The 24,304-nt window shown below is 32.7% G+C and carries 28 protein-coding genes, 1 tRNA gene and 1 pseudogene; 4 read left to right on the forward strand and 26 right to left on the reverse strand.

Annotated elements, in window-relative coordinates:
- Positions 1–3: 3 nt before the first annotated feature.
- From VW161_RS00500 to VW161_RS00515, 4 genes and pseudogenes are all read left to right on the forward strand, one after another.
- Positions 4–477 (forward strand): cytosine permease, encoded by a 474-nt coding sequence (locus VW161_RS00500; RefSeq protein WP_304103340.1) that lies wholly within the window; start codon positions 4–6, stop codon positions 475–477.
- The gene (locus VW161_RS00505; protein ID WP_304105196.1) at positions 437–1,204 is read left to right on the forward strand and encodes a hypothetical protein; all 768 of its coding nucleotides are present in this window, start codon (positions 437–439) and stop codon (positions 1,202–1,204) included. Before VW161_RS00500 ends, VW161_RS00505 begins: the two co-directional genes overlap by 41 nt.
- A 76-nt stretch (positions 1,205–1,280) precedes the next feature.
- Positions 1,281–1,604 (forward strand): annotated as a pseudogene (locus tag VW161_RS00510) (TMEM175 family protein).
- Between the two features lie 39 nt (positions 1,605–1,643).
- Positions 1,644–1,844 (forward strand): hypothetical protein, encoded by a 201-nt coding sequence (locus VW161_RS00515; protein ID WP_304088655.1) that lies wholly within the window; start codon positions 1,644–1,646, stop codon positions 1,842–1,844.
- Between the two features lie 31 nt (positions 1,845–1,875).
- On the opposite strand, the gene truD is transcribed toward VW161_RS00515, so the two are convergent.
- The 26 genes from truD to VW161_RS00645 form a co-directional block, all read right to left on the reverse strand.
- Complete coding sequence (truD, locus tag VW161_RS00520) at positions 1,876–3,234, reverse strand: tRNA pseudouridine(13) synthase TruD (RefSeq protein WP_304088652.1); 1,359 nt, start codon at positions 3,232–3,234, stop codon at positions 1,876–1,878.
- Positions 3,235–3,360: 126 nt separating this feature from the next.
- Positions 3,361–3,434, reverse strand: a tRNA-Arg gene (locus tag VW161_RS00525).
- A gap of 138 nt (positions 3,435–3,572) precedes the next feature.
- The gene (locus VW161_RS00530; RefSeq protein WP_304088648.1) at positions 3,573–4,028 is read right to left on the reverse strand and encodes a hypothetical protein; all 456 of its coding nucleotides are present in this window, start codon (positions 4,026–4,028) and stop codon (positions 3,573–3,575) included.
- A 266-nt stretch (positions 4,029–4,294) separates the two neighbouring features.
- Positions 4,295–4,984 (reverse strand): class I SAM-dependent methyltransferase, encoded by a 690-nt coding sequence (locus VW161_RS00535; RefSeq protein WP_304094239.1) that lies wholly within the window; start codon positions 4,982–4,984, stop codon positions 4,295–4,297.
- Between the two features lie 235 nt (positions 4,985–5,219).
- Positions 5,220–5,609, reverse strand: a complete 390-nt coding sequence (locus VW161_RS00540) for a hypothetical protein (RefSeq protein ID WP_298536093.1) — start codon at positions 5,607–5,609, stop codon at positions 5,220–5,222.
- Between the two features lie 71 nt (positions 5,610–5,680).
- Complete coding sequence (locus VW161_RS00545; protein WP_304135707.1) at positions 5,681–6,091, reverse strand: pyridoxamine 5'-phosphate oxidase family protein; 411 nt, start codon at positions 6,089–6,091, stop codon at positions 5,681–5,683.
- A 108-nt stretch (positions 6,092–6,199) separates the two neighbouring features.
- Positions 6,200–7,573 (reverse strand): AIR synthase-related protein, encoded by a 1,374-nt coding sequence (locus VW161_RS00550; protein ID WP_304103334.1) that lies wholly within the window; start codon positions 7,571–7,573, stop codon positions 6,200–6,202.
- 54 nt (positions 7,574–7,627) lie between these two features.
- Entirely contained in the window at positions 7,628–7,885 is a 258-nt protein-coding gene (locus VW161_RS00555; protein ID WP_295607343.1) for a 4Fe-4S dicluster domain-containing protein, read from the reverse strand.
- Between the two features lie 204 nt (positions 7,886–8,089).
- On the reverse strand, positions 8,090–9,064 hold the full coding sequence (locus VW161_RS00560; protein ID WP_304103331.1) for an alpha/beta hydrolase: 975 nt from the start codon (positions 9,062–9,064) through the stop codon (positions 8,090–8,092).
- Between the two features lie 42 nt (positions 9,065–9,106).
- Positions 9,107–9,328 (reverse strand): hypothetical protein, encoded by a 222-nt coding sequence (locus VW161_RS00565; protein WP_304088446.1) that lies wholly within the window; start codon positions 9,326–9,328, stop codon positions 9,107–9,109.
- Positions 9,329–9,786: 458 nt separating this feature from the next.
- Positions 9,787–10,785 (reverse strand): GGGtGRT protein, encoded by a 999-nt coding sequence (locus tag VW161_RS00570; RefSeq protein ID WP_304105208.1) that lies wholly within the window; start codon positions 10,783–10,785, stop codon positions 9,787–9,789.
- A gap of 11 nt (positions 10,786–10,796) precedes the next feature.
- On the reverse strand, positions 10,797–11,489 hold the full coding sequence (locus tag VW161_RS00575; protein WP_295607349.1) for an iron-sulfur cluster assembly scaffold protein: 693 nt from the start codon (positions 11,487–11,489) through the stop codon (positions 10,797–10,799).
- A gap of 207 nt (positions 11,490–11,696) precedes the next feature.
- Positions 11,697–12,317, reverse strand: a complete 621-nt coding sequence (locus tag VW161_RS00580) for a cytochrome c biogenesis CcdA family protein (protein WP_304088441.1) — start codon at positions 12,315–12,317, stop codon at positions 11,697–11,699.
- A gap of 22 nt (positions 12,318–12,339) precedes the next feature.
- The gene (locus tag VW161_RS00585) at positions 12,340–12,780 is read right to left on the reverse strand and encodes a thioredoxin family protein (protein ID WP_304088438.1); all 441 of its coding nucleotides are present in this window, start codon (positions 12,778–12,780) and stop codon (positions 12,340–12,342) included.
- Between the two features lie 169 nt (positions 12,781–12,949).
- Complete coding sequence (gene hisH / locus VW161_RS00590; protein WP_325192632.1) at positions 12,950–13,543, reverse strand: imidazole glycerol phosphate synthase subunit HisH; 594 nt, start codon at positions 13,541–13,543, stop codon at positions 12,950–12,952.
- 175 nt (positions 13,544–13,718) lie between these two features.
- Complete coding sequence (gene cfbD / locus VW161_RS00595) at positions 13,719–14,828, reverse strand: Ni-sirohydrochlorin a,c-diamide reductive cyclase catalytic subunit (protein WP_304088462.1); 1,110 nt, start codon at positions 14,826–14,828, stop codon at positions 13,719–13,721.
- 64 nt (positions 14,829–14,892) lie between these two features.
- Positions 14,893–16,080, reverse strand: a complete 1,188-nt coding sequence (locus VW161_RS00600) for a redox-regulated ATPase YchF (protein WP_304135703.1) — start codon at positions 16,078–16,080, stop codon at positions 14,893–14,895.
- A gap of 265 nt (positions 16,081–16,345) precedes the next feature.
- Entirely contained in the window at positions 16,346–17,137 is a 792-nt protein-coding gene (locus VW161_RS00605; protein ID WP_304088430.1) for a proteasome assembly chaperone family protein, read from the reverse strand.
- A gap of 155 nt (positions 17,138–17,292) precedes the next feature.
- On the reverse strand, positions 17,293–17,463 hold the full coding sequence (locus tag VW161_RS00610; RefSeq protein ID WP_304088427.1) for an RNA-protein complex protein Nop10: 171 nt from the start codon (positions 17,461–17,463) through the stop codon (positions 17,293–17,295).
- Positions 17,464–17,475: 12 nt separating this feature from the next.
- The gene (locus tag VW161_RS00615) at positions 17,476–18,258 is read right to left on the reverse strand and encodes a translation initiation factor IF-2 subunit alpha (RefSeq protein WP_304088424.1); all 783 of its coding nucleotides are present in this window, start codon (positions 18,256–18,258) and stop codon (positions 17,476–17,478) included.
- Between the two features lie 154 nt (positions 18,259–18,412).
- Positions 18,413–18,592, reverse strand: coding sequence for a 30S ribosomal protein S27e (locus tag VW161_RS00620; RefSeq protein ID WP_292788071.1), 180 nt, complete (start codon positions 18,590–18,592; stop codon positions 18,413–18,415).
- A gap of 9 nt (positions 18,593–18,601) precedes the next feature.
- Complete coding sequence (locus VW161_RS00625; protein WP_295607415.1) at positions 18,602–18,880, reverse strand: 50S ribosomal protein L44e; 279 nt, start codon at positions 18,878–18,880, stop codon at positions 18,602–18,604.
- A gap of 461 nt (positions 18,881–19,341) precedes the next feature.
- A complete protein-coding gene (locus VW161_RS00630) occupies positions 19,342–20,796 on the reverse strand; it encodes a DNA replication complex subunit Gins51 (RefSeq protein WP_325192633.1) in 1,455 nt (484 codons plus the stop codon).
- A 237-nt stretch (positions 20,797–21,033) separates the two neighbouring features.
- Positions 21,034–21,768 (reverse strand): proliferating cell nuclear antigen (pcna), encoded by a 735-nt coding sequence (gene pcn / locus VW161_RS00635; RefSeq protein ID WP_304087728.1) that lies wholly within the window; start codon positions 21,766–21,768, stop codon positions 21,034–21,036.
- Between the two features lie 355 nt (positions 21,769–22,123).
- Positions 22,124–23,788 (reverse strand): hypothetical protein, encoded by a 1,665-nt coding sequence (locus tag VW161_RS00640; protein ID WP_304087726.1) that lies wholly within the window; start codon positions 23,786–23,788, stop codon positions 22,124–22,126.
- 153 nt (positions 23,789–23,941) lie between these two features.
- Positions 23,942–24,277 carry a transcription factor S gene (locus tag VW161_RS00645; RefSeq protein ID WP_304087724.1) on the reverse strand — a complete coding sequence of 112 codons (336 nt, stop codon included), beginning with the start codon at positions 24,275–24,277 and terminating at the stop codon, positions 23,942–23,944.
- Positions 24,278–24,304: the final 27 nt, after the last annotated feature.

Here is a 24,304-nt window from a genome sequence, read left to right on the forward strand (position 1 = left end):
ACTATGGAAAATCGTACTGGCCTTTTTTCAAATGGAGTTATCTGGTTTGGGGTTGCAGTCTCTGTTTCAGAAATAGAAGCAGGGATACAACTTGCTTCTTCATCTCCAATTGATTCCATTTGGCTTCCATTGGTGCTTGGACACATTATAGGTGGAATATTGCTATTTTTCACTGGATTGGTAGGTGCACGCCTAAGAGTGAATGCTATGGAGACCATCAAATCTACTTTTGGGGAATATGGTTCCAAATTCTTTTCTTCGTTGAATGTGATGCAGCTTATAGCATGGGTCGCTGTGCTGAATGCCCAAGGTGCAGCAGCTATGATGGGATTGAATTTGCCGATATCCTTCACTTTAACATGCATAATTCTCTCTAATCATTGCAATATGGGTTTATATTGGACTTTACCGCTTATCAAAAGTAACCACTGTAATGATGGTGGTGCTGACAATATTGTTGGCAATCCTATCCTTTAAGCTATTGGGAGGAAACATAACAAATTCATTGCCTATTGCATCCTTTGCAAGCACAAATTCAGCACCGTTAAGCTTTTGGAACATCTTTGAAATATCAATAGCTATGCCTATCTCATGGCTTCCGGTAATTTCAGACTATACTAAGGATGTTGAAAATCCAGTCAACGGAACAATGATTTCTGCAGTTGCATACACTATAGCAAGCCTTTGGATGTACATTTTAGGTATGCAAATCGTTGGAATTGGAACAACAAGCATTGCACAGTCAATACTTATGGCAGGTCTTGGAGCTACAGGAGTGATTATCCTAGTGCTTTCAACTGTAACTTCCAACTTTGTAGCAGCAAATTCAGCAGGAGAATCTGCAAAAGCTATCGTTAATAGAATCAATCCTAGAATTGCAGGAGTTGTAGTGAGCATATTAAGTTGTGTACTTGCCATTTCTGGAATCATGGATCATTACATTGGATTTTTATATCTTATCGCTTCAGTGTTTGCCCCAATGGCAGCAGTGCTTCTGGTTTCATTTTATCTTTCAAAAGAGGAGAGTGGAAATGCAAAGACCTGGTATTGGAACCTATTTGCATGGTTTGCAGGATTTATTGTCTATCAAGTGACTGTAGGACTTGATTCAATTCCATTAGGTCCAACATTGCTTGCCATAATTGTATCTGCTGTACTTGCTTATATCGGAGTTTTAGTAAAAAATAAGTCTCAAGCAATTTAATTGAAGCGTGAAAGTGTATTGGAAATGTATAAATATGCTTTGATAAAAAATAATAATTATGGCTATAGAAAATTTTATGGAAACAGGTAGGCTCGAAGCACTTTATGATGCAATCATTGCAATCATTGTAACTGTGCTAGTTTTAGAATTGCCTCAACCAGCAGCCCCAACCCTTGCATAACTTTGGGCCTTAAGGACATCTTATTTTGCATATTTGCTAAGTTTTTTAGTATGTGCTAACCTTTGGCAATACCATCATTTAATCTATAATCACGTTGAAAAAATCAATAGTAAGATAATATGGTTGAATATATTGCTAATGCTTGTATTCTCTTTGGTTCCATATTTAACAATCTTTGTAGCTAATAATCCAAATTCATTCATTCCACAAGCATTATAGGGATTAGACTTTATTATTGCAGATATTATTTTATTTATAATGTCAAAATCATTGCTAAAAATCAACGACGAGAACAAGGATAATATAAAAGAAGCATTCAGTATCCAAGAAGCATTGCATACACCTTTAGTGATATTTGCATTTGGATTTACTTTAGCTTTATTAGGTTACCCAATTGCAATTAGCATATGTTGTCTAATAACAGTAGTCAGGTCTATTATCACTTCTTTAAGAGATTAAATGATATTTAAAATAATATTTTTAAATATAATTAATAAACATCCTTTTTCATGACTTCCCTTAATACTGCAGTTGCATAGGAACCCTTGTCAATGGAAAACTCACACATTACACCATCTTCCACAGCTTTAGCACTTGCATCCCATACCTGAAATCTCATAGCTCTTCTCAAGCCATGACTTCCTAAACGAGGCATTTTAGGAACTTCAAAATCAGCTTTAGTTAGTCCATAACTGTCTAAAATAACCTCTTCCATCTTACCTACTTCTCCACCTGCAAATGGAACTTTTGTACCATATAATGGACAGGTCTGGTTTATTTCAAAGGAGGATACCATTTCCTGAAACTCTTCCTTGGTCTTATCCCTTACGATACGTTCTTCTTTGTCTATAACGATATCGCCTTCAATGTATTTGTCCATTCCCATAGCTACCCTTTCACTTACTGCTGCATTGAACAAAAATGATTGGTAAGCATGAACAAACATTCTTTGAAGCGGCTTTGGAAGTGCATGAATGGCATTCTTATATGCTTTATCTGATAATTCCACTTGAGATTTATCCACTTCATCAGGTTCGATTCCTTCCTTTTCAGCAATCTTTCTAATCGCTCTTTTCTCTTCCTTGATGAGAACCTTAAGCATCATCTTTTCATAACGCATTCCGGGATGCATCAATTCCAAGGACTTTTCCCATTCTCCATCATCATAAGCTTGACGAGCTGCTCTAGCTTCTTCACCTTCTTCTGGAGAAGGATTACCAATATATCTTCTTACAGCTTCCTTTAATTCATTTTGAATGAGAGCCTCACCAACCAAATGAGTGTTGGTTCTTGGCTTTCCAAACCTTTGCCAACCGAAGTAATTAGGAACGCCTGTTTTCTCAAGAGTCTTTAAAATGGCATCTGCTCTTTTAGCTGCATCTTCAATAGCTAATCTTCTTTCTTCAGCATCTTCTGATTCCATTCCATCGATATCTTTTACAAGGATTCTGAATTTGTTTCCTTTTAATTGACCCATTCTTAACTTTTTTCTTCCTCTTACAACCTTTAGGAATTCTGTGTTGTGAATGGTTCCTTCCAATGCCTTGACTTGATTGAACTGCTCTTCAGAATCCATATTAGCTATGCAGATCCATTGGCGGGTAATGGCTTTCTTGTCTTTCATTCCTGCAAAACCCATTCTTTTTCTGTCAATATGAAGGTCTCTTGCAATATCAAGCAAAACATCAAGAGTGGTTCTTCCCAATTTCTCAATCCAAATGTAAATGTTTGGACCTTTTCCATCTGGAATCACTTCAGGGATTTCCTCAACATAAAAGTCTTCCCATCTGTTTCTTATTGTTCCACCGATACCTTCTTCCTTTGTTACGTAAGTGTTTGCATTAAGCATAGCCATTCCTCTTGAATAAAATGATAAATATAAATTAATGATTATTAATTCCTTAAAAGATTATTAATTCCTTAAAAGATTATTAATTCCTTAAAAAAGCTAAAATCAGTCATTAAATATAAAAAATGCCCTGGCCGGGATTTGAACCCGGGGAATGGGATCCGCAGTCCCACGTGTTATCCAAGCTACACCACCAGGGCAGGAACAAATGAAAAATAGTTTGAATATGAAAAAGATTAATTCTCTTAACCCTTTAACTTATTATAATATGTTAATTCAAATATATAAATCTTAGGTAGAAGAAATTAAAGATTTGATAGAATTAATGATTGAATTGCTCAAAAGACATACAATTTATAGGAATAGTTTCCATAGTTCCTAATAGCTACATTAACTCTCCTTGAACTTGAATAATCTCCATTTGAAGATAATATCTCTCCATTCAACTGATTGGTTTCAACAAAGGAATAATGATGCCTATCATCAAAATAAACCATAAAGAGCTCATCCAAAATAGCTTTAACTTCCCTTCTTGAAGCGATTGAATTATTGTTTTCAGATAAGATATAAGTTATTCTCTCTAAGACAGTGTAATCCCTGCCATCTACTTTTGAGGACATGATTTCCATAATGTCCTGGCTTGTCTTAAAATCATTGCTTTCTTCACTTAAACTTGGAATTTCTATATCAATCATCATATTTAAAGCCATCAAAACCATTAAAAGTATGAAAATGGAAAGCATTGCATCTGCCAAAGATACAAATCCCTTATTGTCCTTGATTAAATTAAACATAAGCTCACATAAATTATTGTAAAATATTGTAAAATTATATTTGATTTAATCTTATAAAAAGCTTTTTAAAGCATTAAAATGACTTTAATATTGATTTAAGATTGAAATATTGATTTAAATTACAATAATGATTAAATTGAAAAATAAAAATAAAATAAAGAAAAATAGATAAAATAAATAAAATAATTAAAATAAATAAAATAATTAAAATAAATAAAATAATTAAAATAAAATTTAAAAAAAAATAATAATTAAAAATGTTTAACTCATTTTATAGCAGTTATGGTCATCCATTGAACGAATCTGTCTGAAAGTGAAAAGTGATCATAATCATCATCAATTGTAATCTCCTTTCCATCATATTTGATTGTCTCTTTTTTGGATTTTCCATCTCTTAAATATGTTTTTATCTCTTTATAATCATTATTCTCTAAAAATTGACACAAATCGGCATCAGTATAAGCGGTCATGTTCATTAATCCTCCACATAACCTCATAAAGAACCCTGCACCATTTGTTTCACAGCCAATTAAAAACATTCCTCCAGGTTTAAGAACTCTTTTAACTTCACCAAATGATTTTTCAATATATGGCCAGAAATAGACAGTTTCAAATGCAGTTACAATATCAAATGTATTGTCTTCAAAAGGCAAGCTTTGAATATTGCCCTCTAAAACTTCTACACGACCTTGGATAATCAGATCTTTATTTACTTCACGGGAAAGATTTACACTTTCAATACTATAATCTACACCATAAACCTTCTTTGCAGTTTGAGCCATACGATTAATGTTCATCCCTCCACCACAGCCTACATCCAATATAACATCATCTGGAGAGATATCTAAATGTTTCAATCCCCATAGAGAAACGGGAGTGTGTTCCTTATTCATTGATTTCAGCTGAATATTACCTAATTTACCTTGTGGATTTCCCATATTTTTAAAAAAGCCCATATTGACACCTATAAATATAATTTCTTAATTTAGATTTCTTTGTTTAATATAGAAAATTTAACATCTAATTAAATATTTTAAATAATAGAATATAAAGTTTTGGTATACCTAAATATATTTATGAATAAATATATTATGACTTTAATAAAAATATAATAAGGAACATTTTGCATACAAAATAAAAAAAAAAATAGAGCCGCATTTGTTCTTAAACTAAAGTTTTAATAAAAGATTATTAATCAGATGAAAATTTTAATCCTTCTGATTCCATTAACTTGACATTTTTCTGAACTTCAGTTCTATACCATTGCCTTAATTCCAACTCCTCATCATCTAATGAACTGGTATCAAGGGTATCAAAATATTTTATGTTGCGTTCCATAATGCTTAGGTTATTGAGCCTATTTGGAGGTACCTTCATAGGATCCTTTTTGTACAATAATATTACATAAATCGCCATGGAACAGGAGGCAAAATAGGAATCATGGAAATGATCAACAAATTTATCTACAATTGATTTCATATTTTCCAAATTGTTGGCTTCATATTCTGCTTTAAAGTCTCTAGCCAAATCCAATTCATTATATTTTTTAAAGCTTCCAATAATGTTTCCAATTAAGCCCATAAATAACGCCTTTTTAAAAAGAATTAAAAAAAGATAAGATAAAAAATAAAAAAATAAAAAAAGTAAATTAATTAGAAATTATATGATTCATTGATTTTACCGGTTACATCACGAATTTCAGCAGTAGCTTCTTCCAAGTGGAAAATAGCCATTTTAAAACCGGTTTCATCATTATAGATTCCTTGCAAGAACTCATTTCCTGCAACTATAGCATCTGCAATATCATAGGTTTCTTCAAATACAGCTTTTCCATAGTATCTTAAGAAATCAGTTTCTACAAGCGCTACAATTTCAACATAAGGATTTGCTTCCATTTGTTTGTATACGTCCTTATGGTTTCCTACACCGAAGTAAATCTTACCATCTTTGAGGAGATGGAAACCTAAAGGTCTGTTCTTTGGTTTGTCTCCATCAACAGTTGCCAAGAAAAATACGCCTGCTTCATTCATGAATTCATCTATTCTTTCTGCACCTTCTGCCATTTATATCACCTATTTAATTTTAAGAATAAAAATCTATAAAAATAAAAAATTTATAAAAAATTAAAATAATAAACCATTGAAATTATTAAAATTAATTAATAAATAAAATTATTTATTATTAGATAAAATATAATCAATAACTCTTTCTTTTTTCTTAATGGAATTATCAGCTGCCTTTTGAACCTTTTCTTTCATGATTTCAAAGTCTTCAGGGGTCGTATCTCCAACCAATTTCTTGATTTTAGTGTATGCAGCTTCTCTAAATAAGGGAACTAAAGTTTCTTCTGTTCCATCTTCCTTAAGTAGTATAGGAGAACCCTTATTGTTTACCTCACCGATTTCTGTAATGTACACTCCCACATCAGAAACTACTTTTTTAACATCCTCAACAATTTCTGGAGGAACTACAAGCATAAGTGAATCAGTGGAAACTCCAAGAGGATCAATATCCAAATCTTCAAGCATATTCAATACATTCGGCGCTACAGTGGACTTGATCTTGTCATGATAGAACTCCAATCCTACACCAGTTGTTTCACAAATCTCGTGAGCATCCCCTCTAAGACCACCATTGGTTACATCAGTCATTGCATGAACGTGTTTTACTAAATCTGCTGCAAACAATGCCTTGGATGCCTTTACAAAACTGATGTTCATTGTATCCCATACAACATCAAAGTAACCGTTATAAAGTGCAGTTGTGGTGATTGTTCCACCACCAGCACCTTCAGTCATAAGAATGATATCTCCTTCAGTTGCTCCTTTCCTTGCAGTTGGAGGATACTGTGAAACTCCTACACTTCCAACACAGCTGACTAACCTATCACCAAGCACCATATCTCCACCTACACGCAAGGTACTTCCTGCTACAAGAGGAACATCAATTAGTTCAGATACTGCACATACCCCTGCAGTATAGTCAAACAATTTACCGATATCCCCATCATCTGCAAGATGAAGATCGCTTAGAATAGCCACTGGATCTGCACCCATTACACAGACATCCCTTAAAGTAGCTCTAGTAACATGGAATCCGCCTAAAAATGGATATTCACTTAATCTTGAATGAATTCCATCAACAGCAGTGGTTATATAAACATCATCTCCAGGAGCAGGTACTTTTACCACTCCCCCATCATCTTGAGCATTTGGATCCACTACAGACTGAACCTTTGTACTTTTAACAATCTCTGCAATCTTTCTGTGTACAAAGAAGTCACCTGCACCACGTGAACCTACACCCATCTTTCCCATGCCAACATTAGCCTTTGGCACGGTGATGATGTCCTTTAAGAATTCATCTTCAGTATTATTGAGTTCAAGTGTGGTTTTCACCTCATCAATGACACTTTCAGCCATCAATATTGAATGTTCATCTGAAATGTCCTTAAATTCCTTTATTCTTTCTGCGAGGATTGACTTAAGCTCTTCTTCATCTTCACCTTTAGTAATTCTTCCTCTTACAAAACCTTCTATATCCATGTTTACACCATTTAGATAAAATATTAATTAACAATTTAAAAAATATGATTAAAATTATGATTTGAAATTAACGAAATTTATACATTCATTCGGACAAGCTGCAACGCATACCTTACAGTCTCTGCAAATGTAATCCTCTTTAAGTGATGATTTCCCATCCATAATAACAAAACTGTTGTTTGGACAGACTGAAACGCATCTTTGGCAAGCTTTACAGTTTTCTCTATTGATTTCAATATGAGATTCTGCTAAATCTTTTTCCTTCTTTTTTTCTTCAACATTATCTTTCTTAAAAAATGAAAATAATCCCATGAACTTACTTTATTAAAACAAATTAATAAGTTTTTATCAATTAAGTTAAAAAAATGCAAAAAGAAGAAAATAAAATATTAAGATAAAAAATGGTGAGCAGAAAAAAAATAAAATATTAAGATAAAAAGACACCCTGATAAAGAAAAAAGTAAAATAAATATGAAATAAAAAAAGAAAAAATAAATTAATAAAATAAAAAACCATCTATAAACATTTATTATAAAACTCTTCTATTTTATCAAATGGGATTACATCCACCTTATAATACAAATCAGTGTGAACAGCACCAGGAATTATCACCAATTCCTTATTGTCACCAGTCAATTTAGCAAATTCATCTTCTGAAAAGTATCTTGAATGAGCATTTTCACCATGAATCATCAAAATAGGAGTTCTGATTTCATCGCTGTATGCAATGATAGGCTGTGAAATAAAGGACATGCAACCGATTACATTCCAACCATCATTGGAACCTGGAGAACGTGGATGATAACCTAATTCTTCAATATAATAGTTATGATAATCCACCACAAATTGAGGAAGGTCATCTGTAAGTTCCTTAACCACACCACCAGCTCTTGCATATTCACCATTTTTATAGTCTTCAGTCCTTTGGTTGTTCAATGCAATTTTCATTTCATATCTAGCGTCTGCATTATCCGCTTCATCATAATACCCTTTAGCATTTATACGAGTCATGTTATACATTGTAGAAGTTACTGTAGCCTTGATTCTTGTATCAATGCTTGCAGCATTCAATGCCATTCCTCCCCAACCGCAGACTCCTAAAATGCCTATTCTTTCAGGGTCAACTTCATCATGACAAGACAAGAAATCAACCGCTGCTTGGAAATCCTCTGTATTTATATCAGGAGAGGACATAAAACGAGGATGTCCTCCGCTTTCACCTGTAAATGATGGGTCAAATGCTATTGTTAAAAATCCTCTTGCAGCAAGTTCCTGGGCATAAAGACCAGAGACCTGTTCTTTTACAGCACCAAAAGGACCACTTACAGCAATAGCTGCAAATTTGCCTGCCTCACCCTTTGGCTTGTATAAATCAGCAGCTAAAGTGATTCCATATCTATTTACAAATGTGACCTTTTCATGACCCACATCATCTCTTTTTGGGAAAACCTTATCCCATTCCTGTGTTAACTCTAATTTTTCACATTCCATTTTATCATCCTTTTAATTATTCATTCTGAATATAATTTATTCCTATTCTAATGAATTATAATATTCATCTTCAACTTTTTCTAGCCATTCAGCTTCAGCATCTTCACCAGGAACTTCAACAGCAATATGTGCAAACCAAGAGTCCTTTTTTGCTCCATGCCAATGCTTCACATTAGGTTGGATTGTAATGACTGTTCCAGGTACAAGACTGACTGGATCTTTGCCTTCTTCCTGATACCAACCTTCACCAGCTGTGCAGAGCAATATTTGACCTCCTCACTACTTGCCTTGTGGATGTGCCAGTTATTCCTGCATCCCGGTTCAAAAGTGACATTTGCTACAAAAACAGCAGATTCACCGATTTCATTTAATGGATTCAAATAGGAATTTCCTATAAAATATTGTGCATAAGCATCATTTGGAATGCCAATCCCAAAGGTGTTAGTGTTTTCAAATTCATCTTTATCTAAATATTCCAATTAAAAACCTCCTTAGATAAAATTAAATTGAGGATATTGAAAAATATTTTTATATATATTGAAGATGAAAATATCTTTCATATATAAATAGGTTTTTATATTATATAACAATATAGGTAAAGTTAAATAAGTTAATAATCGAAAAAATGGGATAATATAATAATACAGAATAAATAATAAAACAATAGAAAGAATAGAAAAAATAAAAATAATTATGAAAAAATAGTTTAAAAGTTATTTAAACTATTTTAAAGCCTCTTCTACAGCCACTGCAACTGCTACAGTTGCACCGACCATAGGATTATTTCCCATACCAATTAATCCCATCATTTCCACGTGAGCAGGTACGGAACTTGAACCCGCAAATTGAGCATCAGAATGCATTCTTCCTAAAGTGTCAGTCATACCATAGGAAGCAGGACCTGCTGCCATATTGTCTGGGTGCAAGGTTCTACCGGTTCCTCCACCAGAAGCGACTGAGAAATATTTCTTGCCTTCAAGGAAACATTCCTTCTTATAGGTTCCAGCTACTGGGTGTTGGAATCTTGTAGGGTTTGTTGAGTTACCTGTGATTGATACATCAACTCCTTCAAGGTGCATGATAGCTACACCTTCCCTTACATCGTCAGCACCGTAACATCTTACTTTTGCTCTTTCCCCATCAGAATATGCTTTTTCTCTAACCACTTTCACTTCACCGGTGAAGTAGTCGAATTCGGTTTGAACATAAGTAAATCCATTGATTCTTGAGATGATTAAAGCTGCATCCTTTCCTAAACCGTTTAAGATAACTCTTAAAGGCTCTTTTCTAACCTTGTTTGCAGAGTTTGCAATACCTATTGCACCTTCTGCTGCAGCAAAACTTTCGTGACCAGCAAGGAATGCAAAACATTCAGTTTCATCACTTAAAAGCATTGAAGCGAGATTTCCATGACCTAATCCCACTTTTCTATCATCAGCTACACTTCCTGGAATACAGAATGCCTGTAATGCTTCACCGATTGCAGTTGCAGCATCACTTGCCTTTTTGCAATCCTTTTTGATTGCAATAGCTGCACCTAAAGTGTATGCCCAACAAGCGTTTTCAAAACAAATAGGTTGAACAGACTTTACAATATCATATGGATTGAATCCCTTTTCATTACAGATAGCTTTAGCTTCTTCAAGGTCTTTAATGCCGTATTTTTCAAGTACAGGAACAATTTGATCTATTCTTCTTTCATAACTTTCAAATAAACTCATTATTATTCCTCCTATTCCTTCCTTGGGTCAATCTTTTTAACAGCATCTTCAAATCTGCCGTATTGACCACTTGCCTTTTCAATAGCTTCCATTGGATCTACACCATCTTTGATTAAGTCAAGCATTACACCCATATTGATGTATTTGTATCCAATGATTTCATCATCCTCATCAAGACCTATTTCAGTGATGTAACCTTCAGTAAGTTCCAAATATCTTGGTCCTTTCACTTTAGTTGAGTAAATGGTTCCAACTTGGGATCTGTGACCTTTACCTAAGTCTTCAAGGCCAGCACCGATTGGAAGACCCCCTTCTGAAAATGCAGATTGGGTTCTACCGTAAACAATTTGCAAGAATAATTCACGCATAGCTGTATTGATTGCATCGCATACAAGGTCTGTATTCAATGCTTCAAGGATTGTCTTTCCAACAAGAATTTCACCAGCCATTGCTGCAGAATGAGTCATACCAGAACATCCGAGAGTTTCAACCAATGCCTCTTCGATGATTCCTTCCTTAACATTTAAGGTTAATTTGCAGCATCCTTGTTGAGGTGCACACCATCCGATACCATGAGTGAGTCCGGAAATATCGCTTATTTCCTTGGATTTTACCCATCTGCCTTCCTCAGGTATTGGTGCAGGACCATGGTCTGCTCCCTTATGAACAGGACACATATTTTCAATTTCTTTTGAGTAAATCATTTCAATCTCCACTTAAAATCTTAGAATTATGTTAAAATTATTTAATTATTAAAATTATTTAAAAATGATAAAAAATTTAATAATTTTATAATCTTTATGTAATTATATTTGTTTTATTAATTATATAAGATTTGATTTTTAAGTTTAAAATTAAAAAAAGTAGAGTGAAAAGAGTGAAAAAAATAAAAAAGTAAAAAAAGTAAAAAATTATAAAAATACTTGTATTGAAGTGTAGAACAAATAAATAGCTCCAATAATAATCAAAATCGCAAATATTCTAGGGATATAGCTTGCTTTTGAAATCAATTTCTCCAAATCTATTCTTGAAATTGCCAAACATAAGGCAAGCAAGGTCAATGCAAATCCTAAAACGTAAATAAGTATATTCCCAACTGCGTATAATGGACTGTTTGAACTTACAAGCAAGGTTATAAGAGAAATAAGGTATGCACTATAGCAATCTGCCCAAGCGATCGAAGTTAGAAATCCTAATATGAATGAATTGAGTTTGCCTTCACCTGTTTTAGCACTGATTGATTTAAATGGCAATTTATAATCAAATAACATCAATATTCCAATAATCAACAAAAGAACTGCTGCAATGACTCTAACATAACCAATATATTTATAGAGAATAGCTGTAAAGAATCCTGTCATAAATATGATTATTGTGAAAATGCTGAATAATCCAAGTATGAATGACAATATTTCCGCTTTTGACTTTGCTTTTAAGCTAAATCCTACAATTATAGGTATAGTGGGTATAATGCAAGGAGACAATATTGAAATAACTCCTGTAAAAAATGAAATAATCGGCATTATCTCCATAACATCACCGTATAAAACTAAATTATTCAATTTGTTTAAGTTCATCTAGGAATTCTTCAGGATCTAAATATCCATCGATTTGATAAACAAATTCTTCATCTCCACTTACGAATACCACAGTTGGAGTTCCATACACATTATAATTACTTGCTATCATAGGATTTTTATTTATATCCACAATAGCAGGGATATATTTTTCATTTATAGCCTCTTGAACTTTAGAATCAGTTAAAGTATTTTCCTTAAGCATGTCGCAATAAACACAAGAGCTTTGATCGAAAATAATCATAATAGTTTTATTTTCTAATTTAGCATCTTTCAAAGATTGATCTAAATCAAAACTCACATTCAACCCATCAATATATTTGTCATCATAAGAATTTTCCGCACTAACAGATACAATAAATCCGCTTATTAAAAATAGTGAAATGATTGAAATTAATGCTAAGTTTTTTAATTCCATCTTTTTACCCCCAATATACTCTAAATATCTTTAGATTTCTAAAATTACTTAGATTTCTAAATATACTTAGATTTTATAATAAATAAAGTTTTTTATAAAAAAAGAAAATTGAATAAAAATTGAAATAGAATAAATTGAAAAAATGAGTAAATTAAATAGAATAATTTAATTATTCTAAATTAACAAAGTTCTTAAGTATCTTCAAACCTGGGACTCCACTTTTTTCTGGGTGGAACTGGGTTGCAAATACATTATCCTTTGATACTGCAGCAGTTAAATCAATGCCATAATCCACAACAGCAGACAAATTACTATCATCATCAAGTACAGCATGATAGGAGTGTACAAAATAAAAGTCCTTGCCATCAACACCATCTAAAATAGGGCATTCCTTAACTTGCTTCAATTGATTCCATCCCATATGAGGAATCTTTCTGCCTTCAGGAATCTTAGCGACATGACCTTTGAAAATGTCAAGCCCTTTTACACCCGGAGACTCTTCACTTGAGGATAAAAGCACTTGAAGACCTAAACAAATCCCTAAAAATGGCTTTCCATCATCAATATGTTCGAAAATCGCATCCTTAAAAGGTTCGATGTTTTCCATAGCTGTTCCAAAAGCGCCTACTCCTGGAAGAACAAGATGTTTAGCATTTGCAATCTCAATTGGATCGCTTGTAATGATGGCTTCAACACCTATTTTTTTAAAACTATTGGAAATGCTTCTGAGATTTCCACTTTTATAATCAATAATTGTAATCATAAAAATTACCTGCAAATAAATATTAAATTGAAATTTTTAAATTTTTTAATATATTGAAATTTTAGATATTAAATTTTAGTTTAATATATTAAACTATTTTTTGAAAAAATTATTCTATAATTTAAATTAAAATAACGATTAATTAAACTGATAGTTAATTAAATAAATATTAGTTTTATTCAAGCTCCCATTCAATAACTGAACGTATCATCATACCAAAGTCAGAATCAACTATCTCATCTACACCTAATGTCTTAGAATGAGCATCTAATTCAGCTATGACATGGGAGTAACCTAATTCATTAAGTGGTTGAACAAGTCTTGGACCATCTGTAACAGCAATGGTTTCACAGTCAAGCTCTTCAACATACAATGCATGAGGAACACCAGCAACGATTACAAGATCTGGCTTGATTTCTTCAAGATATTCCTCTGCCTTTCTTGGGGTGATAGGATATTCATCAAGGCCCCCGGTGATGCATTCAATCTCAATACCAGTTTCATTAAGCTCTTTAGTTATATTCACTGCATGCTGTCTGATTCTTGGAAGACCTATGTTTTCATCCAAATTAGCAATGAAATGAAGATTTTCAATGTCCTTATTAGAATTAATATTAGCATCATCAAATAATCTGGAAAAATCACAATTTAGAATGTCTGCAAAGAGATATGAAGTTTCCTTTTTAGCATTCAACACAAATGCTACCTTTTTGCCTTCTTGAATTGCTTTTACAATAATCTTTGCTACCTTTTCCTTGCTTTCTCCAAAATTAGGCTTGATGTATTTTCCTTGTGCCATTCCACGAGTCTTTTCAACATATGTTGCAAGTCTTAGCATTTCATTTTGGCGATCAGTTTCCTCTTGAGGGATTACACCATATTCCACAGCAGCATTAAGCACTGCAATAGCTCCTTCTGTATTGTCTCCTTCACCGAAACCTCCATGAGACTCCACTGGCAAGATAACACAATCAAGGCCAAGGTTTTCAATTGGCTCTTTTAAGTCTTCACCAATAATCATACTTGCACAAGTTCCTACAATACCCATTAATTTTGGATTGAATGTATCATAAGCTTCCTGCAAGGTTTCCTGAAGCTTTTCGCCTGCACCTAAAATAAAATCATTTTCAGCCATAGCTGTTGTAACAACTCTAACACCATCACTTTCAAGGAGCCTTCCTGTTCTAAAGCAACAGCCATGTGGCCCATGCATAACAATTACATCTGCATTTAAATCTCTTAAAGTGTATAATGAAGCTGCTATTGGACTTGGACGTGGATGCATCATATTTATTCACCTAATAAATAATAAAATAATCTTAATTTGTTTTTAATTAATCAAAGTACATTTAATGTGTAATAATCTTAATAATATCTCTGTCTTGAAGCTCATAATCGCTTGCAATTCTCATGCTCTTTCTTGCATCTACTGCATGCATGAACTTATCACCGATATCTGTGTGAATGATATATGCAAATTCACGAGGAGTTGAACCTTTAGGCACTAGGAAAGCATCTGGGAGCACATTTCCTTTTTGATCTGTAAGTTTATGCTCATCTCCTACAGGATAGACAACAATCATGTCTAAAAGATCAAAGACTGCAGTGTTCAATGCCTCTTGAATGCCTGTGCTTCCATAAACATCAAGGATATTGGTTTGAATGTATTCCAATGCCTTGATTTGATTAGCGTTTAATTTGTCCTTTTCAAGGATTTCAAAACTGCTGTCTCCAGAAATGTATGAAATCAATCCTGCTCTTGTAGCATTCATAAGTGCAAGTTCAGATTCAGCAGATGTTGGGATTACACGAGGATACTTCTCTTGCATTCTTTCAATGTTATCACGTGCTCCAGGCAAATCCGCCTTATTTGCAATTACTAGGGAAGGTTTTGCAATATTCAAGAGATTACGTACAAATTCAATCAAGTCTTCATCTTCCCATTTGCCGTAATTAGGATTTACAGTTCTTAAAGCTTCAATCACATCTTCAATTAGGATACCGGTACCGGATAACTGATCAAAAATGACTTTGGAAAAGTCCAAGTGTTCAGCTTCAACCTTACGGATAAGCCTTACCCAGTTCTTGCTAACGATTCCATACATCCACATGACGATTTCATGCTCTAAAAACTCAATGTCTTCCAATGGGTCGTGTGAACCTGGATCAACTGGGTTTCCTTCTGCATCAGTAGAGCCTGAAGCATCAATCACATGAATGAATACTTTAGCTTGCATCAGGTCATCCAAGAACTTGTTTCCGAGTCCCTTACCTTCGTGAGCTCCTGGAACAAGCCCTGCCACATCAATCAATTCTATTGGAATCAATCTTGTCCCTTCAATGCATTGGGAGTTGTGTGGATTGCATGTGACATTCATTTCCTTACATGGACATTCACTGATAACATGAGCAACAGCCTTGTTTGCATCGATGGTTGTAAATGGATAATTAGCCATTTCCACTTGAGATGCAGTGGCTGAATTAAAAAATGAGGATTTTCCTACATTCGGTTTACCTGTAACTGCAATTTGAAGCATAATATCATTCCTAATTATTATAAAATGTAAATCTAATTAATTTTTATTTGATTTTTGTAATTTTTAAAAGATTAAAATTGTTTATTGTTTTTTAATAAACTTATATTATTATAATACTTTATTATATCTATTTTACAAAGTATAAAAAATTATTTAAAAAATAGCATGATAAATTTTAAAATTTGAAAAAATAGTAGAATAAAATTGAAAAAAATAAAAAAAGAAAATAGCTAAAAAGCTATCGTTTTAAAATTTAAAAGTTTAATTAACCTATGTATCTGAGGTCATCTTGAGTTTGTTGTGGTGCTTGTTGACCCATAGCTCTTTGAAGCATTTCTTGCTCCATTTGTTGAGCTTGGCTAATCATTTCACGGATTTCTTCAGCTTTTGCTTCTAACTCTTCAGTACTTACTTCGAGTTTTACGAGAATAGCTAATTTTTGCAATATAGCTTCAGCTGCTTCAGCATCAATGAAATAACCCGGAGTTTTACCCATTAAGCAAGCTCCTTTCATTCCTCTGAGTCTACCTAAACCTAAGAATAAACCAGAAGCACCAACGATACCGCCATCAGCAGATCTGATTTCAACATCTGCTTCCTTAAGCATTTCAATACGCTCTTCGTCAGTAGCAGCACCTAAAACACGACCTTCAGTACCTTCTACAGGTTGACCGGTAGCAAGACCACCTAAAGTGTAAAACTCTTTAGCCCCTTTTGATTCAACGAAGTCAAGGATAGAACCACAGAGTTCGTATTGACCTTCAGGCGCTAAAGCTTGACAATTACCTACTAAAAATATGAAATCCCTTTCATCTGCACCTGCAGACTTCAAGTAATACATTTCATTTGTCATATCCTCTACCACTCCACCTTCACCAACAAGAACTTGTGGAGGGAAATAAGGAGAATAGATTTCTACAAATTTAGTAGCATCAAGTTCATCAATAACATGATCAATTGCTAATTTACCTACATGACCGATTCCAGGAAGTGCTTCAATAAATATAGGATTGTTTAAACTAACTTCTTCTAATACTTTAAATTGAGTTGTTCTCATAAGATCACCTCTAAGAACATTTTATATATAATCAATAATCGCAAATCAAATAATTGTAAATCAAATAATCGTAATCGTAAAATCATAAAAATAGAAAAATAAAAAAATAGAATAATGGTTTTTAAACTAACAATAGCTTGCTAATCAAAAACTTTTTATTCCTTATTAAGCATCTCTTTCTTTAATTGTCTACGATATTTACCATACTTATCCTCAACGGAAAATTTTGGAGGGTGAATCACTTTAAGTTCACCACCACAATTTGGACATTGGGATTTAAGTGTGTAAATATTACAAACAGGACACTTCTTCATTTTCATTTTCATCTGATTCACTAATTAATTTTCAATTTCACGTAAGAATTCTCCAGTTCCATCTGCATATTCTACGATAGAAATTGCTTTTTCTGCTGCTTCCTTCAATTGCTTTTCAGCAACCAAATAATCAGTAGAAGTTACAGTAATCCTGTAACGAGGAGCTCCAACACATTGAACTTCAATGTTTTCAGCTTCTGCTGCCATAAGTGCTTTCTTAATAACCTCTACACCATCTGGGTTGTAGTTTTTAATATCTACATAACCGCTGATGTGAACTTCAGGAGGTTGAATGTTCTTGACAGCAACTTCAGTTATGGCATCAGCCCACTCCTGGCTAATTCCCTCTTCAGTAAGAGTGCCTGCCCCTTCTTCAGAAGCGCTTTCAAATGCACCATAGATATCTCCAAAGATATCCATAAGTTCATATCCCACTTCATCGTAAGCGGTATCCAAGTCTTTATCTAAAGATTTAGCAGCTAATTCCAAGAATTTTTCAGCTTTTTGTTCAATTTTCCATTGTTGAATCTTTTTAGTCCTTTGGTCTTCTCTGATTCTTTTCAAAGAAGCGTCTACATGACCTTTTTTAGGATTAACTCTTAAAACACGAGCAACAATCTTTTGATTTTCTCTTACATGATCTCGAATATTCTTTACCCAACCAGAAGAAACTTCAGAAATATGAATGAAAGCTTCCTTACCTGCGTATTCTTCCAAGTTAGCAAATGCACCATAGTTAACAACTTTGTAGACAGTTCCTACAATAAGTTCTCCTTCATCTGGCCATTCTTGACTTTTTCTTACCAATTAAAACACCGAAATAAAAACAGTTAAGATATGGTTAAGAATAATTAAAATAATCATTATAACCAATCTTTATTCTAAGATCACATAACAACCAATTACATATTCAGCTAAAATAGCGTGTTTTGATAGTAATTGGCTATTAATAATTTTAAGCTTATTGTAAAACTTCATCGATGTGAGCCATGATTTTAGCTTTTCCGCCACGGGATTTTACAATAGTTTTACCGCAGATGATACATTTTACATCAGAAGCTGCACGATCGAAAATGATTTGTTCGTTATCACAATCTAAACATTTAACTCTTAAAAAGTTTCCTCTTCCATTACTTGCCATACAAATCACCTAGTTAGATACCCATTCAGGTTTTCCTACTCTGAAAGATTTTCTGATGTGGGATTTTCCACATTCTTTACATTTGTATCTTAAATCTAATTTTTTAACCGGCTTGTTACCACCTGGTAATGGTCTTGGATAACCTCTGTACCCTGCAGTAACTCTTCTGAATTGTCTTTGTCCCCATTTTAATTCACTAGCTTTTCTCTTTTTGGAAGTATGCACTTCATGCATAGTGTGTTTTTTACAATGTGGACAGTAAGTTCTTTTTTCTTTAGGCATTTTCATATTTTTCACCTTTAATTGATTTCTCTGTTAAAAGACTTTTAGAACTTAATTAACAGATTATATAATAAATAATTACAACAAACCACTTGGAACTGTTTAGGTTTCCATTTAGCATGAGGATAAATTATAACATACTAATAAGAACATTTTTCAGTTTCTTACGAGCATGAGCGCATCTACACATTCTTATAAAAAATATTTTTATTTAAACATTTTCTAATAGATTGAACAATATAGTCCCTATTCATTCATAGGATAAACTAAATTGAAAGTTTAAAAACTATAAAAAAGATTTAACAAACTGTAAATCTTGGAATCTAATAATTAAAAAAATATTTTAAAATAAGAAAATATCATATTATTATAGATACATTAATTATATATGATTATTATCTATATATAAGGTTTTGTATGTTATAAATAATTATAAAAATAGTAAGTTTAAGAAATAGAAATGGAATTTAGTATTTTATTAAACTTGCCTTATTGTTGTCAATGAGAATTTGAGCAGTTATATTCGGCAAGATAACAACATCATTTGCCAAGAAAGGGCCATAAACCTTTCCATCAATGCCTACCATTTCACCGACATCTTCACTAAGGACAACAGTTGCATTCTCTATTTCGCCTCTAGCAAATAATCCTCCTCTTGTCTTATCAACTGGTTTTTTAGGAGCATTACCCTTTTTAACATCAATATTATCATTAATAGCTTTATTAAAACCATCAGTACGGGTAGTTTTCTTTCCCTTTACATCAAGCCCGGATGAAAATCTTAATTCAGATTGTCTGGATTCAATCTTCGCTGATGCATTATCCTTAGTTTCTGCAGACTCATCATTAACTGGTGTCTTTTCTTCAGCATTTGCAGACTCAACTTTAGGCTTTTTAGGCTTTGCAAAAATCAGATTGAAGTCATCTTCACTTGGAGCAGCATAATTGGACCCTGCAGCTATTGAATCATAATAGTCATCATCATAATTAGGTTCCAATTTGTCCAAATCTACAAACTGACTATCCGGATTTTTGTAAAAGTCCTCTGGATTGGTGGAAACATAACTTTCACGTTTAGTATCCTCTTCCACATTGGATTGGACTTCTATTGATTCTTCTGCTGATTCTTCTGCTGATTCTTGAGACTCTTGAGTAATAACTGGAGTTTCCTCTTGTTTATCTTCCACTTCTCCAGTTTCAGCTTCTGCAAGCTTTTGATCATTGTCTACAGTGCCTTGGCCAGGATACCTTTGATTAGCTACCTGCTTATCAATGTTTTCATAAGTTTCATCAGTGATTACTTTTGCATTCTTGATCTGATTTAACCTATCTAAAACTTCATTAGATTCTCCAAGAGCATCAGAAATCTCATTTTCCATCTCATCAGAAACATCACTTTCCTCTTCAACAGAACTGGTTGATTCATAAGAATCCTCTACAAAAGAGCTTTCTTCATCCTCATCAAAATCCCCATCATTCTCTTCAGAATCTTCATAATTTCCTCCAATAGAGGTTTCTTCGCTATATTCATCTAAGGAAATTCTATATCTATGATTTTTAAGAGCATCCATCAATAAGAAATATAAGGTTTCCTCTTCATCTGTAAGATTCAAAGGAGTAGTATCCAAGAGGTCAAATTGAGGATTGTCCTTTTTGAACAGAAGAAAAGATCTGTAGATATTGTTATTGGCTGCTTGAGTAATTTTAGATTCCCTAAGCTCACAAATTTCAGTAGCAATCCTTTGAGCATTATTGAGTAACAATTGCTCATTTCCAAAAGGATCGTTCGCTACAGAACGCTCTAAGTCCTTAATGTAATCACGTAACTGCTTATAGAAATCATTATCCACTCTAGCTAGAGAGGATTTATTACGTTCTTCCTTTTGAACTCTGCGTAATACTTGAAAAAAGTCGCCTTGCATAAAAATCATAAATTTAAAATAAATTCGCCAAAACTTAAGAAACTAAAAATTTAGTTAATACTGATTTAATACTGATTTAATTAATACTGATTGTTTTAATAAAGTTAATAATGTATAAAAATTTAAAGGGTGTAAATAGCTTTAAAGCTATAAAGAATAAATAAAATAAATTAATTTAAGAATAAATTAATTTATTGGCTATTTAAAAAGACTATTTAAAAAGCTTAAATCTTCTATTTAGTCTTCAGATTCTATTCTTGGAGCAAGCAAGAAACTGAGTTCCCCATCTTCAGATACCATTTTAAGACTTAATGTCAATGGCATATCGTTTCCAAGACAAATAGTAGCGATTTCAGAGAATTTGTCTGCTTTAAGCATTTCTCTGATTTTTTCTAAAGAGAAAATGGATTTAGCTTTAGTGTCTATTTTTTCACCATGTAAATATTCAATGTTTGCATCTCCAAACTCACCTTCAGCAGATGCATAGAAGTTTTCTTGATCTACCATTAAAGTGATTTTATCAGAGAAAATATCCATATCTTGAATTGAGTCTTTTAAGAGTGTGAAAGGAATCTCAAATTCAGTTGGATAATCCAATGAAGGAGGTGCAGGAGAATCATATTCCATATCAATCAATCTAATTTTGAAAGTTCTTGTAGCTTCACCAACAAAAGTGAGAATAAGATTTCCTTCATCTAATGACATTAAGACACGGTCATTAGCTTTAGAACGTTTTAATACTTTCATTAACTCATCTGTGTCAATATTAATCTTTTCTGGTTCATCACAAATGAACTCATCAAATAAACTAGATTTAAGTTCGAGATGAACAAAAGTAATATGACTACGGTCTAAGGCATCTAAACGAAAACCTTCACTGTCAGTTTGGATTTGTACTTCATCTACAATAGATGAAATAGCATCGAAACTGGTTTTTAAAATACTAGAATCACTTAACTCTGCTTTAAACATTAAAAATCAACTCTGATTTAATTTTAAGCATTGATTATATATTTTATAAATCAAAATACCTAAATTAAGCCATATTTTATTTATAAAAAATTTATTAAAATAATGCATAATTTAATTTTTTAAATTCTTGAAATTTAATAAAATCATATTATTTTATTATAATATTATATAAGTATCTAATCATTTATAAATCTAATCAAAAGTTAAAATTTTTTAAAAATTTTTATATGAAAAAATGAAAAAATATTGAAAAATATTAAAAAAAGTGTGAAAAAAACGAGCATATAGCTAAGTAAATAAAAAATAGATGATGGATTTTACGAAAGAATAAAAGAAAAAATAAATTTAAGAAAAGTTAATGTTTTCTTAAACTATTATCAAAATTGGTTCCTTCAATGATTCTTCTTTTTTTCTCTTCCAATTCTTGAGCTTTCCTTTCCTTTTCAGCCAATTCCTCTTCACTTAAGGAATCACCATCAAACTTTGACAAGTCAACAGACTTTTTGAATTGAGGTTTAGAACTTTTAGATTCTTCAAAGGTCTCATCATAATCATCTTCAAAATCATATTTGGAATATTTTTCTTCTAAACCATCCATCTTTTCAGCCTCTAAATTGGAATCCGGATACCCTTCAACGATATCTTCCTCAAGATGATTTTCTTCAATAGCCTCTTCAACAGGCTCATCTATAGGCCCTTCAATATCCTCATAGATAATCAATTCATCTTCTTCAACTAAATCAGATTCGTCCTCAGGAATTTCATCAGGAACATCCTCATAAATCTCAACAGCTGAATCAAATTCATCCTCATCATCTTCAAAATCATATTTGGAATACTTATCCTCCAAATCAGACCCATCAGATTCCCTATTTAATCTAGAATGAATAGGAATGATCTCATCAGAGTCATCATCAGTTTCATCATCTGAAATTTCTGTTGAATTGGCATTTTCATGCTCTTTAAAAGAAGATTGATTTTTTTGAGATGTTAGATTTGAATCAGAGTATAAAGAATTGATATCATCATCAGAAAGTTCTTCTTCCTTGTCATTCTCAAATAAATCTTTAGAGGAATCAACAGATTTGTCTTTATCGCCGTTACCGGAAAAATTAGAATCTTTTTTTCTTTTCAAGACGCTAAAAATAGCATCAAAGTCTTCACGAGTAATACCGTCCTCGCTTACTTCGTCATAATCAATACTCTTAATGCTGTTGAATGTATCGATAATCAACGAAGACTTTGAAGAGGAGAAGAACTTCAATAAAGAAAATCCGATAATAATAAGTCCAATAATTACCAAGAAAATTGCAAGTCCTGCAGTCTCACCGGATAAAACATTATCCACAACACGATCAGAACTTGAAGCATAATAAGTTATTCCAATGATTAGGATTGCCAAACCTACAATAAAACCAACAAAGGTTAACATTGTAGAGGAATCAAAAATATCTAAAGATTTGTTAGAGTCAGAAGATTTTTCCTTATTATTTATCAATACACCTTGAGCAGAAGATTTGCCAATTTTTTCTCCCACATCTTCATCCGCTAATGCAACATCACTATCTTTTTGAGCGATAAAAGAGTCTTCATCATCAATCTCTTCATCACCATCAAATGATTCGCTAGACTCATCACTAGCTTCATCATCAATAGACTCAGCATTTTCTTTTAAATCAACATTCTCAGTTGATTCAATAACATTTACTTCAATTGAATCATCTACATTAGGATTAATGATAACTCCTCCTTCAATAGATTCATCATCGAAAGCATCAGATTCTTCTAAATCCCCATATTCATTATGAATAGGAATAATCTCATCTACATCATCTTCATAGTCATTAGAAACTTTATAAGATTCATCATCTTCAAATTCTAATTCCTTGAAAACCTTAGAGATAGATTTGGATTTATTGAATCTAGTTTTTTTATCAGAAGTGGAATCGTTAGCTCTGGGAGCTGATTCATCGTTTCCCTTAGAAACACCTTCCAAATTACTATTTTTTGAATTAGTCATTTTATCCCCTTACTTAAAAATACTAAGAATACTCACTCATCAATAATTAACACACTATAATACCCTTAGTAAAATCGCTATAAATACGATTAAATGAATAATAAATGTAAATATTAATTTAAAACTAAAAAATTTAAAAAATGATTAAATTAATTAATCATAGCCTCTCCATTTATGACCGCATTTTTCACAAGTGAAGAAACGAGTTGGCGCTTCATCAGCACTACGGGTTTGAAGCAATTCGTATGAAGCACGATCGTGTCCACATTTCGGACAAATTTCTCTTACAGTAGAACGTAAACCACTTTCATCTCCTCTCATTATAACGGTTTCTTTGGATTCCACTTTCTTTTCAATTGAATATTCGGCTTTATCCACTTCAGATGAATCATAGCCACAGGTGGAACATTTTAATACAATCTGTTTATCATCTTCATCCCCTACTTCTTGAGGAAGAATCATACCACCACATTTTGGACAGAATTCCATTATTTACCTCCAATATAAGATACTACT

Source organism: Methanobrevibacter ruminantium (assembly GCF_016294135.1).
GTDB classification, from domain to species: Archaea; Methanobacteriota; Methanobacteria; order Methanobacteriales; family Methanobacteriaceae; genus Methanobrevibacter; species Methanobrevibacter ruminantium_A.